15 protein-coding genes are annotated in these 17,107 nt (G+C 42.9%); 3 read left to right on the forward strand and 12 right to left on the reverse strand.

The window, feature by feature from the left end:
• Positions 1–49: 49 nt before the first annotated feature.
• The 4 genes from bcp to ACFQZS_RS14985 form a co-directional block, all read right to left on the reverse strand.
• On the reverse strand, positions 50–511 hold the full coding sequence (bcp, locus tag ACFQZS_RS14970) for a thioredoxin-dependent thiol peroxidase (RefSeq protein ID WP_377101644.1): 462 nt from the start codon (positions 509–511) through the stop codon (positions 50–52).
• The gene (locus tag ACFQZS_RS14975; RefSeq protein WP_377101646.1) at positions 511–2,214 is read right to left on the reverse strand and encodes a M23 family metallopeptidase; all 1,704 of its coding nucleotides are present in this window, start codon (positions 2,212–2,214) and stop codon (positions 511–513) included. The genes bcp and ACFQZS_RS14975 overlap by 1 nt, the downstream gene beginning before the upstream one ends.
• Before the next feature lie 93 nt (positions 2,215–2,307).
• The gene (locus ACFQZS_RS14980; RefSeq protein ID WP_377101648.1) at positions 2,308–2,919 is read right to left on the reverse strand and encodes a fumarylacetoacetate hydrolase family protein; all 612 of its coding nucleotides are present in this window, start codon (positions 2,917–2,919) and stop codon (positions 2,308–2,310) included.
• 144 nt (positions 2,920–3,063) lie between these two features.
• Positions 3,064–3,555 (reverse strand): T9SS type A sorting domain-containing protein, encoded by a 492-nt coding sequence (locus tag ACFQZS_RS14985; protein WP_377101650.1) that lies wholly within the window; start codon positions 3,553–3,555, stop codon positions 3,064–3,066.
• A gap of 203 nt (positions 3,556–3,758) precedes the next feature.
• Between ACFQZS_RS14985 and ACFQZS_RS14990 the strand changes: the two genes are divergently transcribed.
• Positions 3,759–5,744, forward strand: a complete 1,986-nt coding sequence (locus tag ACFQZS_RS14990) for a KUP/HAK/KT family potassium transporter (RefSeq protein WP_377101652.1) — start codon at positions 3,759–3,761, stop codon at positions 5,742–5,744.
• A gap of 53 nt (positions 5,745–5,797) precedes the next feature.
• Here the strand turns inward: ACFQZS_RS14990 and ACFQZS_RS14995 are convergent, their stop codons facing one another.
• Both ACFQZS_RS14995 and ACFQZS_RS15000 read right to left on the reverse strand, forming a co-directional pair.
• Entirely contained in the window at positions 5,798–6,457 is a 660-nt protein-coding gene (locus ACFQZS_RS14995) for a GDSL-type esterase/lipase family protein (RefSeq protein WP_377101654.1), read from the reverse strand.
• 3 nt (positions 6,458–6,460) lie between these two features.
• On the reverse strand, positions 6,461–6,949 hold the full coding sequence (locus ACFQZS_RS15000) for a cytidine deaminase (protein WP_377101655.1): 489 nt from the start codon (positions 6,947–6,949) through the stop codon (positions 6,461–6,463).
• Positions 6,950–7,061: 112 nt separating this feature from the next.
• On the opposite strand from ACFQZS_RS15000, the gene ACFQZS_RS15005 reads away from it, so the two are divergent.
• Positions 7,062–8,141 (forward strand): Ldh family oxidoreductase, encoded by a 1,080-nt coding sequence (locus tag ACFQZS_RS15005; protein WP_377101657.1) that lies wholly within the window; start codon positions 7,062–7,064, stop codon positions 8,139–8,141.
• Here the strand turns inward: ACFQZS_RS15005 and ACFQZS_RS15010 are convergent.
• Positions 8,122–8,829 carry a LysE family translocator gene (locus ACFQZS_RS15010; protein ID WP_377101661.1) on the reverse strand — a complete coding sequence of 236 codons (708 nt, stop codon included), beginning with the start codon at positions 8,827–8,829 and terminating at the stop codon, positions 8,122–8,124. The two genes, ACFQZS_RS15005 and ACFQZS_RS15010, sit on opposite strands and share 20 nt — an antisense overlap.
• A gap of 141 nt (positions 8,830–8,970) precedes the next feature.
• Between ACFQZS_RS15010 and ACFQZS_RS15015 the strand changes: the two genes are divergently transcribed.
• Complete coding sequence (locus tag ACFQZS_RS15015) at positions 8,971–9,444, forward strand: ABC transporter substrate-binding protein (RefSeq protein ID WP_377101663.1); 474 nt, start codon at positions 8,971–8,973, stop codon at positions 9,442–9,444.
• A 159-nt stretch (positions 9,445–9,603) separates the two neighbouring features.
• Here ACFQZS_RS15015 and ACFQZS_RS15020 read toward each other — a convergent pair whose 3' ends face one another.
• From ACFQZS_RS15020 to ACFQZS_RS15040, 5 genes are all read right to left on the reverse strand, one after another.
• Complete coding sequence (locus tag ACFQZS_RS15020; RefSeq protein ID WP_377101664.1) at positions 9,604–11,682, reverse strand: TonB-dependent receptor; 2,079 nt, start codon at positions 11,680–11,682, stop codon at positions 9,604–9,606.
• Between the two features lie 110 nt (positions 11,683–11,792).
• A complete protein-coding gene (locus tag ACFQZS_RS15025) occupies positions 11,793–13,109 on the reverse strand; it encodes a PQQ-dependent sugar dehydrogenase (RefSeq protein ID WP_377101667.1) in 1,317 nt (438 codons plus the stop codon).
• A gap of 98 nt (positions 13,110–13,207) precedes the next feature.
• On the reverse strand, positions 13,208–14,428 hold the full coding sequence (locus ACFQZS_RS15030; protein WP_377101670.1) for a hypothetical protein: 1,221 nt from the start codon (positions 14,426–14,428) through the stop codon (positions 13,208–13,210).
• Between the two features lie 38 nt (positions 14,429–14,466).
• On the reverse strand, positions 14,467–15,768 hold the full coding sequence (locus tag ACFQZS_RS15035; RefSeq protein WP_377101672.1) for a hypothetical protein: 1,302 nt from the start codon (positions 15,766–15,768) through the stop codon (positions 14,467–14,469).
• Between the two features lie 51 nt (positions 15,769–15,819).
• A complete protein-coding gene (locus ACFQZS_RS15040) occupies positions 15,820–17,097 on the reverse strand; it encodes a hypothetical protein (protein ID WP_377101674.1) in 1,278 nt (425 codons plus the stop codon).
• Positions 17,098–17,107 lie beyond the last annotated feature (10 nt).

Consider the following 17,107-nt stretch of genomic DNA (forward strand, 5'->3'; position numbering starts at 1 on the left):
CACTCCGGCCCCCTCTAAGGCTCTCCATACCGGGCAAGATTCAGTGGGGCTACCCAACCAGATCAAGCACCTGCTGTGATGCCGTTGCAGACGTAACTTTATCTATTACGTGCGCTATCTTGCCTTCGGCATCTATAATAAAAGTGGTGCGTAATATACCCTGGTACTCGCGCCCAAAAAGCACTTTATCGCCCCAAACGCCGTAAGCATTTACAATTTTCATATCCGTATCGGCAATCAGCGGAAAAGGCAGATTAAATTTTTTCTCAAATTTTTTATGCGATTTTTCATCATCGGCACTTACGCCAATAACCTGGTAGCCCTTGCCTAAAAGCGATTGGTAATTGTCTCTAAAATCGCAGGCCTCAACTGTGCACGTTGGGGTATTATCCTTTGGGTAGAAATAAAGAATAACGGTTTTCCCTTTAAAATCAGCCAAAGAAACCGGTTTCCCGTTCTGGTCGTTCGCGGTAAATTCAGGGGCTTTGTCGCCCGCTTTTAATTGTGACATTATCTGTAAAATTCGGCTTTAAACTGTTTAGTATTGTTTTTGTAATCGCTCACGTTCAGTTCAAACTGATGCTTGCCCGCGGCAACACTATCATCAAAGGTATAACTTAACACGCGTGTTTTATAATCCCACTCCATTAAAACCCATTTGCCATCAATATAACCTTTATAACTTTTTATGCCCGATAAATTATCGCTTATGCGGAAAGATACCCGCTTTACCGCAGCCAGATTACTACCCTCTTTTATATTTATGGGAGTAATATTGGGGGCCACGGTATCTACCCTGATATAATAATCGCCGAAGGCGCGGGGTGTAGCTTTCAGGAATGCCCCGTCTGTTGTGGTGCTGTCGCAATAACCCGCGGTGTTTACAATTACGGCTTTACCAAGCAGCGCGCCCATATCAACATCAGGCTTTATCCATAGTTCAAAATCTTCGTGAATTGGCGTAAACTTATTATGTATGCGATGCGTAGCAGAATAAGCTCCCTCCCGTTTAGGCAGTAGCGAATAGATAAAGTCAACATCATCATACAAATTGCCGGGGGCTATGCTCACCTTAACCTTGTCTGTAGTAAAATTGTTCTTTTTATCATATTTGAACAGCGTCCCCTTTAAAGGCACGTCGGCAACAGAGGGTTTGATTACCGAGCGCACCTTTACTTTAAGTGTTGATGTATTACCGGCTATATCTTTTACCACATATTCCACATCATGTGTGGCTATATCATTAAAAGTAACAATGCCCCGGTTTTCTGATTGAGGGTATAATGTAATTGTACTGCCCGGCATAATAAAACACTTTTGTATCTGCCTGCCTTCTCTTAAATAAGTTGGATAATCAACATAAGCGTTAATTGCGTGCGTTTGATCAAAGGCAAAACGCTCTACAGCAAAGGTGTATACTGTGCGGCCATCCACTTTTAATTCTATTGAGTATGCACCATTCTTATTGGCCGAGGTGCTGTTAACATCAACAGTGCTTATACCAAACCCTGTATTGCCGCTAACTTCTATTACCTGCGGCTTGGTTAGTCGGTAATTGCCAGCACTGCCGGCAACCGCGAAAAGTTTATGCGGTGTGTTTTCGCTAAAAGGCTTATCGCCTAATTGATAAACCACAGCTGCTGTAATCGTAGGCGGAACTTTGTCTGGTATGGTTAATCCAAATAGCTGCGGATTTATGGTTTGCTCTGTAGCGGCGTCGCGCAGCTCGAAATGCAGGTGCGGACCAGCCGAAGCGCCTGTATTGCCTGACATGGCTATAACCTGACCCTGGTTTACCGGCATAAGCAGCGGGCCAACCGGAAAATCTACGTCGTATTTTTGCTGGTCATATTGTGCTTGCCGCACAGCCCGTGCAATTTCAGGGCTAAAACTTTGCAGGTGCCCGTAAACACTTGTAAAGCCATTGGGGTGGGTTATATAAACCGCGTTTCCAAACCCACCAAACTGCACGCGCAGCCTTGAAATATAACCCACAGCTACCGCATGCACGGGGTATCCGGTACGCTGGTTGGTTTTAAAATCAAGCCCGGAGTGAAAATGATTTGGCCTTAACTCGCCGAATGAGCCTGCGGTGCTGGGCGGAAGATCAAGCGGATACTTAAAAAAATCGTTTGGGTACTGCCTGCTTTGTATAGTTTGCGCATGGGCAGAAAAAGTAATGCTTAAAAAAAGCAGGGTTAGTAATTTATTCATTTGGCAGAAGATGGACAAAGCAGTGTGCTGCTTTAATTATTCAGTTAACCTGTTATTAAAATAACATAAGCCCAAATTCGAAATTTTGTTTAACTACTTTATGTAAAAATCCAGTAACTTTTGTCCTTCAAGGTAACCCTCCAGCCTGTCGCCAATATTTACTTTAGCAACGCCCTGGGGCGTGCCGGTAAATATCAGGTCGCCTTTTTTCAGGGTGATGTATCGCGATACAAACGCTATAATAAACTCAAAAGAGAAGATAAGATCCTTTGTATTACCAACCTGCCTGCTCTCGCCATTTACATCCAGGTTAAAATTCAGGGTATACAGATCAGCAAATTGGTCCTTGGGTAAAAAATTACTAACCGGCGCCGAGTTATCAAATGCTTTGGCCAGTTCCCAGGGCAGGCCTTTTTCTTTTTGGCGCTGCTGAATATCGCGCGCGGTAAAGTCTATGCCCAAAGCAATTTCATCAAAATAACCGGCGGCAAACTTTTCGCTTATGTGCTTCCCTTCCTTGCTTATTTTTAACACAACCTCTATCTCATGATGCACATCCTCAGAAAAATCCGGATGATAAAAAGGTTTGTTATCTTTTACCAACGCGGTATCAGGCTTCATAAATATAACCGGCGATGTTGGCACAGGGTTATTTAGTTCCTTAGCATGTTCGGCATAGTTGCGGCCAATGGCGATGATCTTCATGTTTTTACTGAGTGATTGAGCGAATTAGTGATTTATTGCGTTAAGCCCGCAGGCAAATTAATAATTAAAAGAATAATCAACGATGAAGTACCTGAATAATTACAACTATTCACTCAATCACTAATTCGCTAATTCACTCAATAATTATAAAATAGATATCCGTTTGATCACAGATTCTGTACCTGCTACAACCCGTATAAAATAGAAGCCTTTGTTTAGCGTATTACCTATGGGGAAAGAACCATTTTGTTCGCCGGGGTCAACCCTTCTTGAAAACAGGGTGCGTACATCGTTACCCAATACATCAACAATTTTTATGGTTACGTTGGTGTTTTTTGATGTATAATACCGCAGATTTATCTGGTCTGTTATGGGGTTAGGGTAAACCTCCACGCTGTTTAGCAGTTTATCGTCAGGCCTTGGTACGTTTAATTTGATATTTGATATTGTGCCGGCTTTCATCGGCGGCAACGTAAAGGTAAGCGTACTGCTTTTTTTGGTTTTCTTCTTCGGGAAAAAGTTATAAGTAGTATCGCGTTGCTGAGGAGGAGCAGCAAATGAGCGGGCAATATTTGCCGGCACCGCTATCGCGATAACACTTAGGCAAAAATAAGTATACGTAAAAAGTCTCCTCATACTAAATCCCACGCAAAAGTATAAATAAACCCCTCATTCCTTTTAAAACCGATAATTTTGTTACCCATTTTAACACTTTTTAACAATCAAGGTTTAATTGAGTAACTGATTTATACGATTTTAATAAAAATTAGTTGTAACCATATAATTATCAGTTGTAATCATATTTTTTATAATTTTGGGCTTTTTATAACAAAAAAATAGTGTCTCAACATAAAGATCTATCAAAACTGTCAGCCGCCGGGCTCCTGATCAGTTTGGGAATAATTTACGGTGATATAGGTACATCGCCGCTCTATGTATTCAAAGCCATTATTGGTTCGCAAAAAATTACCGGTTCTGACCAGCTTCCGCGCATTTCTGAATTACTGGTATTAGGCGGGGTTTCGTGCATTTTTTGGACGCTTACTTTACAAACAACCCTTAAATATGTTATTATAACCCTTAGGGCAGATAATAAGGGCGAAGGTGGTATTTTCTCACTTTTTTCGCTAGTGAGGCGTAAGGCTAAGTGGCTAATTGTACCGGCTGTAGTGGGTGGATGCGCCTTGCTTGCCGATGGCATTATTACTCCGCCCATAACCATCTCTTCGGCTATTGAAGGATTGCATAGCTACTACCCCAAGTTGTATACCGAGGCGGTAGTTATTGCAATTATCACAGCTTTATTTATTATACAGCAGTTTGGCACATCGTTGGTAGGCAAGGCTTTTGGCCCTATCATGTTTATCTGGTTTAGTATGATGGGGGTACTGGGGATACATTTTATACTTCAGAATCCAACTATTTTAAAGGCGCTCAGTCCACATTACGCTTTTCAGGTATTAACAAGTAACCCTAAAGCATTCGCTATTTTAGGAGCAGTTTTTTTATGCACAACGGGGGCCGAGGCACTTTATTCAGATTTGGGGCATTGCGGCCGTAAAAATATTCAGATGAGCTGGATATATGTTAAAACATGTCTTGTTTTAAATTATCTTGGGCAAGCGGTTTGGCTTTTACAACACAATGGTCAAGCTATTGACCTGGATAAGCTCAATCCCTTCTACCAGATCATGCCGCAGGAGTTTTTGATCGTCGGAATAGCAATAGCCACCGCCGCTGCAGTTATTGCCAGCCAGGCACTTATATCAGGTTCCTTTACGTTAATAGCCGAAGCCGTGCGCTTAAACTTGTGGCCTAAGGTTAAAATAAGATATCCGAGCGAGCAGAAAGGCCAGCTTTACGTACCCAGTATAAACTGGATACTTTGCCTTGGATGTATAGGCGTAGTGCTACTATTTAAAGAATCTTCAAAAATGGAAGCGGCTTATGGGTTGAGTATAACCCTGGCCATGTTGATGACCACTATTTTAGTATCAAAGTTTTTACAGCGCAAAAAGGTTCCCAACTATTTAGTTGGCCTTTTTCTGGTGATGTATTTGCTTATTGAAGGCACATTTTTAGTAGGTAACCTTGGGAAATTTACTGAAGGGGGCTGGTTTACGCTCTCGATGGGTTTTGTACTCTTCACCGTAATGTGGACGTGGCATCATGCACGGCAAATTCGCAACCGGTATGTTAAATTCATTGAGATTGAAGATTATTACGGTATTTTAAAAGAGATGAGCGAGGATGAATCTGTACCTAAATATGCTTCGCAACTGGTGTACTTAACCAGCGCCAATTTCAATTCAGAGATTGAATCTAAGATCATCTACTCCATCCTTCAAAAACAACCTAAACGTGCTGATGTATACTGGCTGGTGCATGTGGATGTGGTTGATGAGCCTTATAAACGCGAATACGAGGTTGACTTTTTGGTACCCAACAAACTCATCAGGATAGACTTTAAATTAGGCTTCCGTGTGGAGCAGCAGATCAATTTGCTATTCCGCCGGGTTGTTGAAGACCTGGTGAAGAACGGCGAGGTAGACATTACAAGTACCTACAAATCATTAAACAAACATAAAATTGTAGGCGATTTCCGTTTTGTGGTGATAGAAAAGGTATTGTCGCGCTCGCATAACTTATCGCTTTACGAGAAGATAACAATGTTGTTGTATGGCTATTTGAAAAATCTCAGCTTGTCAGAAGAGCGGGGGTTTGGGCTCGACCTAAGCTTTGTTACTATTGAAAAAGTACCATTGATGCTCACCACGCCTGATGCCGTTGAGATAGAACGGGTATACCCGCAAAGCGTTCACTAAAGCTGAGCTAAAAAACTAATTTGATATTAACCCGCACGTTTGTGCGGGTTTTTTTATTTTAAAAGGGGCTTTAAAAGGGCTTCCCATTTATCATATCCCTTGCTGTTAAAGTGAACCATGTCCTGAACAAATAAGGCAGAATCGGGCAGCGTGGTGCCGGCCTTTAAAATAGGCGTGGCCGTATCAACAAAATAAGTTTTTGTTTTGGTGGTTGTAATTGCTTTTATAATTTGATTAGCCATGTCTACTTTATCATAAGCTTGCCACCTGGCGGGGCTTTTTTTGATAGCCATAAAATAGATCGCGGCATCTGGTAGCTTTTCCCTTATCATTTGCCAAAGCAGGCTAAACTGATCTGCTACATATTGTGCGGTTTTCCCTTTTGCCAGGTCATTGTCGCCTACGTATATAAATATTTTAGCAGGTTTATAGGGCGTAACTACATAAGGCACGTAATAACTTACCCATTGGCCAATCTCTGTGCCGCCAAGCCCGCGATTGATAAGAGGCGCACCGGGGAAACGTTGTTCCATATCCGTCCAGCGCCTTATTGATGAAGAGCCTATAAAAAGCGTACCACCGGGTTTAGGGAAGTTCAGACTATCCTGATGTTGAAATTGCTTAACCTCATTAGCAAAAGGAAAAGTCTGCTGCGCGTAAACTCCGCAGCAGGCAAGGCTGATCAGCAGCGCGAGCAAAAAATGTTTCTTCATAAATTAACCGTTTAAGCGTTCCTCAAAAAACAAAAATGGCAAAAATGTTTCAATGCCGTTAATTACCCAGGTTGGCCCTTCAAGGCAGTACAATATGGTTTTTACAGGCGTACCCTGCTTCTTTTCGTACTCGGCCAGTACCTGCAGGCACGATCCGCACGAGGCTACGGGTTTAAGCAGCGCAAACTCTTCTGTATAGGCCGTAACTGCCATGGCTTCTATAGGATCATTGGGATGGTTGGCGCCCCAATGGAATAATGCAACACGTTCCGCGCATAAGCCCGAGGGGTAGGCCGCGTTCTCCTGGTTACTGCCCAATATTATTTTGCCGCTTTGCAAACGCAGCGCGGCCCCTACCCTGAACTTTGAATAAGGCGAGTGCGAGTTTTCCATTGCATTTACCGCGTGCTGGCACAGGTTCTGGTCTGCCGCATCAAGCTCCTTTACCGACCCGTATTCCTGAAAGGATATTTTTATTTCGTGTTCTATCATTATTATGTAGTACCCGCTGTGGTTATCAAAACGGGGAAAACAAGATAGGGATTAATACTTGTATTGAAAAGTAGCGATTGTGTCAATGGGCGGGAAAGCAATATATTTGCAAATGCTCGTTACTGAAACCTCTTTACGCAAATTTACTACCGGCATATTTTTAGCCATGGGCTGCAGCACAGAACATGCTGAGCTTGCAACCAATGTTTTGCTACTTGCCGATCTGCGTGGTATTGATTCGCATGGGGTGGCACGGTTAACGGGTTATGTAAGGCTGTGGGAGAAGCAAAGGATCAATGCCCGGCCCAACATACAGATAGTACATCAAACGCCAACAACAGCTACGGTTGATGGCGATGCCGGACTTGGATTGGTAGTGGCACCATTTGCTATGGAACTAGCTATTGAAAAGGCCAGGCAATACGGCTCCGGCTGGGTGGCTATACGCAACTCTAATCACTTCGGTATAGCGGGCTATCATGCGCTGATGGCCGTTGAACAGGATATGATAGGCTATGCCCTAACCAATGCCAGTCCGCTGGTGGTGCCTACGTTTTCTAATGAGCGGATGCTGGGTACCAATCCCATTTGTTATGGTTTTCCGGCAGGTAAGTATCCCCCTGTAATTATTGATATGGCTACATCGGCAGCGGCTAACGGCAAGTTGGAGATAGCCCAGCGCTCCGGCAAAACGGTACCCGAGGGCTGGATCCAGGCAAAAGATGGCGGTTATACCACTGATCCTTTCGCGTTAAAAAGCGGCGGGGGTTTGTTACCGCTGGGCAGCGACCGCGAACACGGCAGCCATAAAGGTTTTGGCCTGGCGGCAGCTGTTGATATTCTTTCGGGGGTGCTTTCCGGCGCTAATTACGGGCCTTGGGTGCCTCCCTTTGTGGCGTTTTTAGAACCGCCGACTGACCCTGTAGGCGCAGGCATTGGTCACTTTGTTGGTGCTATGCGGATAGATGGTTTTCGCCCTGCCGGGGAATTTAAGGACCATATGGATAACTGGATAAGCCGCTTTAAATCCGCTTCGCGGGTTAACGAGGAACAAGGCGTTATCATCCCCGGCGAACCGGAGTTTGAAGCTGAGGCCGACCGCCGTGCCAACGGTATACCATTGGTTGATGCTGTGGTGGATGACTTGAATGAGGTGGCGAGGAAGCTTAAGGTTAGCCCGTTAGCCCCCTAACCCCCTGAAGGGGGAACGATGGCAGATGGTGTTGATAGTTATTAATATGGTGTGCACTTACGTGCTGCGCGGCCCTAACCCCTAAATACACCCGCTTTACCAAATGATATCCAGCCAGGCCAAAAAACAGTATAGCCACCGCGGTATTAATTAGGCGTGTACTTAGCGCAAACTTGTTTTGAATATACCGCGCAAACTCGGCGTATAAAAACAGGCACAGAAAGGAACCTCCTGCTGAGCCGAGGCTGAAAATTATCAGGGCCAATCTGCCATCCAATATCCATTCGTGTGTTATAAGGTAAGTGCCGCATATCATCCAGAAGGGCACTTGCATGGGGTTAATAATGCCTAACAACAAACCGTATTTTATGCTGGCATGCTCAGAGTATTTTGTTTTAGGCGGCTTGTTGCGGCCCAACCAGGTAACCGTACCCAATGTTAAAAATAAAGCGAACATCACCCAGTCTATCACCACATCAAGATGCACTTGTGCAGATAGCCATTTGGCGGCGTTCATTATAAAAAATGTAAAGAAAAACTCAACAATTGAGAAAGCTGTGATGAAACGGATAGCCTCTTTAAAGCCCCGGTTTATGGTGATGCGTACCAGCGTAAGGTTAACGTTTCCGGGTGGAACATAGCCAATAAAATTGGCTATCAAACCCAGAAAAAAGGTAAGTACCATCATGCAAAAAAGAAATTAGATCTTGGTTTAAAGCCTGGCATTTAATGCACAAATGTGCACAACGTGTTTTAAAGTTAAAATTATCAATGCATAAATTTTATAATTATCCGCACCTTTGCCTACGTAAAAGCCGTTTTATACTACATGCTTAACCTGACAGAATACCAACGCGAGCGATTAGAACTGATTGAACATAAATTAAAGTTTGTAACAGACAGACCACTGGTAGCCTGTATTACTCCCGCGGGCAACCTTAAACCTGCAGAGGGTTATGTTAACGAACTGATTGGATTGGCAGGCGGAAAAGCATTGCTTTTTTCTGACGGGCAGGAAGGCTATGATGCATTTATTGAACAAAACCCTGATGTGGTGATTATTTTGCCCGAAAGCGGATCAGCAATAAGTGCTATGAGTGTTGTACCTGGTTTGTTGGACGAAGCAGGTTTCGGCAATATCAAAGCTGTTAAAAACAACAGATTGTATATTTTAGATAATGATGTATTTACCGGCGAATCGCTTAACGAGGTTGACAAAACCGAACTACTGGCCGAGATAATTTACCCTAAACAATTCATTTTCGGGTACGAAGGGCAAGGCTGGATAAAGTTTGGATTGTAAAATTTTTTCTAACCTGTTGTCATTTTGATAGAGCAGCGGGATGGCATGGTGCTAAAGGGCGACTGAGAAATCTTTTCGAAGCGACAATGCCGCTTAATATTCGAAAAGATCTCTCACTCCACCCTGCGCCGTTCGTCTAAAAGACAACCGGAGTTTAGTTTAAAATATCACATTCATACCGCCGTAATAGTTACGCGGCGGCGATTGGTTGAAATATCTGTTACCAACCGGGTTAATGTCGTTACCCAATCCGTAAGCTTTGTTCAAAAGGTTGTCTGCTCCGGCAAAAACTTCCAATCTGGCTTTTCCAGATAGTTTGTATTGCCAGCCTACTCTTGCCTGTAACAAATCGTATGGGGCAGAGTAAACGGTATTGGCATCATTTAAAGGTATGTAGCTGGTGCGGTTATATTGTATAAACGCGTATAACGATGCCGGGAACTTAATTTGAGCGCTTGGCACCAAAACATGCTGCGGTACGCCTGTTAGCCAGTTGCCGGTAAAATTAGCCGCGCCGGTATTGTAGTTGCCAAATTTAAAGCGACTGCGGGTGTACGACAGGTTTAACTGCAACCCACGGATAAAATCATGGTCATTCTGTTTAATGGCCCACCAGGTAGCATAAGCCTCAAAACCCAGTTGCTTGGTTTCGCCCGCGTTTAAAAATGTCGCGGTTTCGCCTGGGTTATTACGTATAACTATAGCATTTTTAAGGTGGTAATAATAGATGGATGCATCTATCAGCAAACTCTCATCTTTAGTACGGAAACGGAAACCCGACTCGTAGTTCCAGCCTTGCTGCGGCTGTAGGGCCGTGTTAACCACGTTATCTGTCGATCGGATCTCGGCAGTAGTTGGGGTAGAATACCCCTTGCTCACAGAGGCGCGCCAAACAAAATCATGCGTAATGTTGTACGATAAGGCTACGCGCGGCATAAACTGCTCGTCAAACGTGCGTTTAGTAAACGCGGTTTGGTTAGCCGGGAATAAGTTTTTAAAGTTATAGCTATAATAGTTTAAACTGGCGGCAGCCTCTGCATGCAATCTCCCAAAGAAAGTTGCTTCGTATCGCGCAAAGAAAAAGTGCTGGTCTGTATTCACTTTATCCAAAGCCTGTGGATTGCCCCTTACGGCTTTGTTGTTATCGTAGTTATTGATATCAGAACTGGTTTTTTGCCACTCTAAACCTAAGTTAGCTTTCCAGTCAAAGTTCGGTTTTTGCTCACCCTTAAGCTCAAAGTAAGAACGCATTCCAACAGTACCCTCGTAACGCTGCTCCCAATTGGTAATAAACGGATTGGTAAAATTAACATAGCTGCCGTATACCGCTAACACATTGCGCAGGTTGTTGGTTATCTGCACGTCGTTAACAGCGCCACCTAATAACATTTTGGTGCTTACCTTAATATCCTGCGTAATAGCGCTTGGCAGGGTTGGCGTGGCCGGCCGCGAAGCACGCGGATTAGCTGCTAATTGCGCGGCTGTTAAGCCACCTGGTGTTTGATAACCCAGGTCTGAGTAAAAGCCTAATATTTTAAGGCTGTTGTTGCGGCCATAGCCAATCTTGTCGCTGGCTTGCACAAATATGCGTTGCATGTAGCTATGATCTCGATAGCCACCATAAGTTTGGTAAGCCTGGCTTAAATTAAATTGATTTCTGCCTTTGGTTTGCTGTGTAGAAAAGTTCTGCTGAAATAATCCATACGAACCAAAATTAACACCCGCCTTAACAAAATTTTGCGTCGCGTTACGGTTTACCGGGCTCAATAAAACAACACCGCCAGAGTTGGCGCCAAATAAGCTGCCATCAGGACCTTTTAATATTTCAACTCCCAGAACCGCGTTAAAGTCGAGCGCGTTTAAGTAAGAGTTGCCACCTGCATCAGTAAGCGGGATCTCATCATAATAGATCTTTACATCGCGCACACCAAAAGGCGAGCGGAGTAAGCTGCCACGTACAGATAAACGATAACTGCCGGGTGAGCGTTCTTCCATACGTACACCCGGTACGGTATTCATAGCAGGCACCAAGGTTGCAGGCGCCTGCAACTGGAGTTGAGATGGCGTAATAACACCAACAGAAGCCGGTGTGGTTAACATGGGCCGTTCTGACAGATAACCCCTGATGGTTAACTCTTTTATTGTGTCAGATTTGGCAATATCGGCATTGGTTTGAGCTTTGGCGGTAGTGATGCCAAAAGCAAACCCTGAAAGCATAAAAATGTAAAGTTTTCTCACTATAATAGATTCTATTGGGTGCGCAAAAATATGCCTTTTTGCGACCAATAGAACCTAAAATTGATGTAAGATGTTAGATACATTATAATTTAACAGTGTAAAGACACTAATTAATCAGGAAGTACGCGCCATAAGCAGTTACCTACGTCGTCGGCAACCAGCAGCGTACCATCTTTAGCCACTGCTACACCTACCGGGCGACCGTGTACTTCCTTTTGGCCAGACTTGACTATGAAGCCGGTAAGGAAATCTTCGGGTATACCTGGTTTGCCATTGGTAAACGGTACAAATACCACCTTATAGCCTGATAATTGCGAGCGGTTCCATGAACCGTGCTGACCTATAAACGCGCCGCCGTTATACCTGGCGGGAAACTTTTTGCCGTTGTAAAACGCCAACCCCAACGAAGCGGTATGGGCACCCAGCGCAACATCGGGCACAATGGTGCGGGCAATCAACGCTTTATCAACCGGTCCTTTATAAGATGGATCTGCATTAGGGCCAAAGTAGGCAAGCGGCCATCCATAAAAGCCACCAGGTTTAACGCTGGTCAAATAATCGGGCACCAGCTCATCCCCTAGTTTGTCGCGCTCATTTACCGCAGCCCAAAGCGTGGCCGTACCCGGCTGAAGGGCAATCCCAACAGGATTACGTAAACCACCTGCATAAACATGCTTGCCCGTACCATCCGGATTTATCTCTAATATAGCGGCGCGGTTAACCTCGTTAGCCAAACCATGCTCTGCTATATTACTGCCTGATCCAACCGAGATATAAATTTTTGATCCATCAGCATTAGCTAAAAGGTTTCGCGTCCAGTGGTTGTTATACCCACCGGCAGGTAATTGTGTTATCATTTTGCCGGGGGCGGTAATTTTGGTATCGCCGGTTTTGTAAGGGTAGCGCCATAAGCCATCGGTATTTGCAACATAAAACCAATCTTTTAAAATCAGCATACCAAAAGGCTGATTAAGGCCGGTTAAAAATACTGTTCTGGTATCGGCATTGCCGTCGCCGTTCACATCCCTGAATAGTATTACTTTATTACCGCTTTCTGATAATTTTTGCGATCCGGCAGCGCCATTAAGCGCGGCACCCACCTTCTTAATCCCGCTAACTTCTGTATTAGCTTCGGCGACCAACACATCGCCGTTTGGCGCTACGTAAATATTACGCGGATTGTTTAAGGCCCCTGCAAATCTTTCAACCTTAAACCCGGCCGGTGCTACAGGTGTTTGGTTTTTGGCCCAGCCTACAACTTTACTATATAAGGTAGTTGATTTAGTTTGATAGGGCGCAGGCAAATTTACCTTTTGTCCGCTGCGCGTGGTAACGGTTAAGGCTTTGTTAGCATCGGGTTTTTTACTTTGGCAGCTTGCTGCCGATGCTGCAAAAACCGCGCATAATATAAGTATGTTGCTTTTCATGGTGAGCTATGTTTATAGCAAAACCTGTATAAAGCAACATTTGTTTTAGTAAGATAATAACCAACACCAGGCTGCTAAGCACCTACCAATTGTTTTGATTATTTAAGAAAATAATTAAAACCAAGTTGATAAGAGCGCCTAATGACATCTACGCCCACAAAATCAGACAGTGGTTGGGTATAGGCGGCATAAATTTCAAAGGTTTTAAAGCTCACACCCGCCTTGCCTATTGTTGAAATATAGGTGCTGGAAGGCGACGCCATACCGTATTCTGTATTGCCCACATAATATTTTACGTTTGAGTAGACACTGTAGTTGGCGGCCATACCCAGTCCCAAAAACCCTTTCACCGCATCAGTATTGTAAACGTTATAAATAATTTGTGGTACCAGGCTTACTGTAAACTGATTAAAGGTTAGCCGCTCTGTATATATATTGCTGCCGGATAAGACGGTTTGTTGGGTGGCGTCTGCCTTATTCCCCGTTAAATTCAACTCGGTGCGGAACAGCAATTTGCGAACATTCTTATTGAAAAAATAATTAAAGCCTGCGTTTAATTGAGGGAGTACAGATGTATTAGATTTTACACCGGCTATTCTGTAGCCAATGTGCGTTGCGTTGGCGGCTATGCCTGCAAAAAAAACGGTGGCCCCGCGTTTTGCGGCCATGTCTTTTTGCGTTTGTTCAAGCCCGTTAATGGCAAACGCAATTTTTGCAAGGTCGTCCATTTCGTATTCTGCGCGTTGCACCTGCTCAACCAGCGCCCGGTTACCGGGCTGGTAGATAGCTACTAATCTTTGTAATTGCTGCCCAAAGGTGTTGGTAGTGACTACTTGGTTAGCGCGTTTTACGTCTAAATATCTGTAATACTTTAACTCTGCCGGTTCGCCGCTGCCTTCGGAAACATAAAAGTGCTGTTTTAAATTATCGGTATACTGAAAGAGCGTTACATTTTTACCTGCTGCAACTGTTCTTAAAAAAACACGGTCCGTTACAGAAGCCGTATCCTTAAATGAATCCAGGGTACCGGTTGCCACATTGTTTTTACTAATTGATACACGGTAAGCCGTATAAATTTCCTGGTTGTTAATACCAAAAGCTTTTATATCTGCTACCGTATGAATGCTTGCATTACCTGCTTGTCCGTTGGTGCTAAAGGTTATACTGCGGGGGTTTTCATCCCATTCTTTATAATCAACAAAACCTTTAGTGGTATCGCCTTTTAAAGCAATTATATAGCCGGGTTTAAAGTTGCGCTGGGCATTTGCGTAAAATGGAGTTAAAACACAAAGCAATAAAAGGATATACAAATGTTTCATTATAGTTTTAAATTGTAGTTGCATATTTATTAAAGCGCTTATTTTTTGCTGATAAGGTAATTTATTCCCAACCGATAAACAGACATGTCAATACCGTAGTTTGGATAATCGGTTATTGTAACCGGAGCGCAGTATCCTAAATAAATGTCAAACTTGTTTGCAAGTGTTACACCGGTTTTAGCGGTTACATTTGTTGTCATTGTTCTATAAAAAACCGGGTAGTCCGTTTTGCTTTCTGGTTTTCCATTCAAAAAGTTTTGTCCATAATAATGCGTGTTGTTAAATAACGAGAAAGTAAGCTGTAAACCACCGGCAACGAAGAATTTAAAACTATTTGCATTATATAGGTTATACACAAACTGAGGGTTAAAGGCAACAGCCGTTTGATTGAACGTTAACTCTTCTTCTCTGTCTACTTTATTTATATAATCCATATACGAGCTTTTGTAGGTAGCGTGCCCCTTATACATTGTTAAATTAAGTTCCGCTCTAAAAAATAGCTTTTTAACATTTTTGTTAATATAGAAGTCCATTCCGCCTGCTATTATCGGCACTACTGATTGAAGACGGGTTTTTGCGGTAAATATATTTTCTAAGTAATTAGTCTTTTCAACACCAAAAAAAGAAGCATTTGCAAGGCTTGCACCAATTCCAATAAAAAACTGCGAGTTGCCGCCCCCGTCCTCATTTTTAAACTTATAATTATTAGTATTACCGTTTAGTTGTAAAATAACAGCTTCAAGATACTGAGCCCTGTATGATGCCGAATTAATACTTGCTGTAAGCACTGCATTATTGGGTGCATATTTTATAGCAAGGGCCAATAACTGCTGCGTATAAAAATTAAACTCGCGTATCTTGTTAGCTTGTGTGTTGTCAAGGTAAACGTATCGCCTTAATTCTGCCGGTGGTAACTTACCATCAGCAATAAAAAACCGGGTTTTTATTTTATCGCGATAGCTGTAGAGCGTTACGTTTTTACCACCACTAACTACACGCAAAAAAACGGTGTCTGTAACGTACGATGAATCTATGCCGCTACTCAGGTCGGCCAGATCAACAGCGCCTTTGGTTATCGGGCCATTGTATCGTTGGTAGCTATCTAATTGGTAAACACCAAAGGCTTTTATCTTATTTGGCGAATATTGTTGTGATGCAGCCTGTTCTGTTGTTTTAAAGGTTATATCCCGTGGATTTTGATTCCACTCTTTATAGTCAATAAAGCCTTTAGTAGTATCACCTTCTAAGGTTACAATATAGCCTGGTTTAAAATTACGTTGCGCATTTGATTGAAAGGGAGTAATTGCCGCAAGCAGCAAAAAAAAGAATAAGTACTTCATGATGTTAGGGTAGGCCAGGTTGATTATTTATGTAAGTATTTTTAGTTATTATTATTTACCAAATCTGTAGTTAACTCCAACACGATAGGAATCTATATTGAAAGATTGACCATTCTCGTTGTAATTGCTTAAATAGGCGCGCGTACTATAGCCCGCATATAGCTCAACCACATTGTTTAACACACAACCGGCTTTAAATATGGCGCCGGGATATATTGTAGTTAAATTGGGGTCGGTGCGGTGATTATCATTAATTATTGAATTGTTCAGGGATTCTTTCAAATGGCTATCGAAATTGTTATAACTGGTTAAGTTAATTTGAACCCCACCAGACAGGTACGCTTTAATGTTAGTTTTATTAAAAACATTATAAACTAACTGTGGCGTTAAAGTTACTGTAAACTGGTTAAATGATAGGTTATACTCTTTTACATAGCCTGTATTGTTAGCTACCGGGCTGGTTGCATTTGCTAAATGAACATTGTTAGCAGATAAACTAACTTCAGTTCTGTATATCAATTTACCTTCACTTTTATTAAAATACATATCCATTCCCAAATTCACGCCCGGAAGTATTGATTGGGAAGGTCCGCTGTCAGCTAAAAAATCATCACCGCCCACCCCTGTTGTTTTAAAATAGTTTGCACTTAGCCCGGCAAACAGTGTTACTCCGCCACGAGAACTGGTTGGTTTTTTGTGTTGACCACTTGCGCCATCTATTGCCCATACCACACTTTCAACTTCCGGAGCACGGTATATCACTTTTTGTATCAGATCCGCAAGTTTACTGTTGTCTGGCTGGTATTTTACTGCCAACTCAAGCAGTTGCTGCCTAAATACATTGTCTTCTGTAACTTTGCCAGACCGCTTTTTGTCCAAATAAACATATCTTTTTAATTCAACCGGAAGGCCATTTTTTTCTGAGATAAAAAACCTGGTTTTTATTTTATCTGTATAAGAATACAGCGCAATATTTTTGCCTTTGAAAATGCGCTTTAAAAATACCGTTTCGGTGGTAAATGATGAATCTATGCCGCTACTAAGGGCTCCCAGATTTACTGCCGCTTTGCTTATAGGGCCATTGTATAGTTGGTAATATTCCAATTGATCAATACCAAAGCCTTTTATATTAAGATAGGAATATTGCTTGGTAATACCTGCCAGTTCAAAGGCTATTTCCTGTGGATTTTGGTTCCACTTACGATAATCAACAAGGCCCTTCGTGGTATCGCCGCTTAAAGATACAATATAGCCCGGCTTAAAGTTACGCTGCGCCTGTACACTAAAACAAATTGTAGTGATGAAGAATAGCGCGTATAAATATCTCATAAGGTTAACT

The sequence above is a fragment of the Mucilaginibacter calamicampi genome (genome assembly GCF_042676765.1).
GTDB classification, from domain to species: Bacteria; Bacteroidota; Bacteroidia; order Sphingobacteriales; family Sphingobacteriaceae; genus Mucilaginibacter; species Mucilaginibacter calamicampi.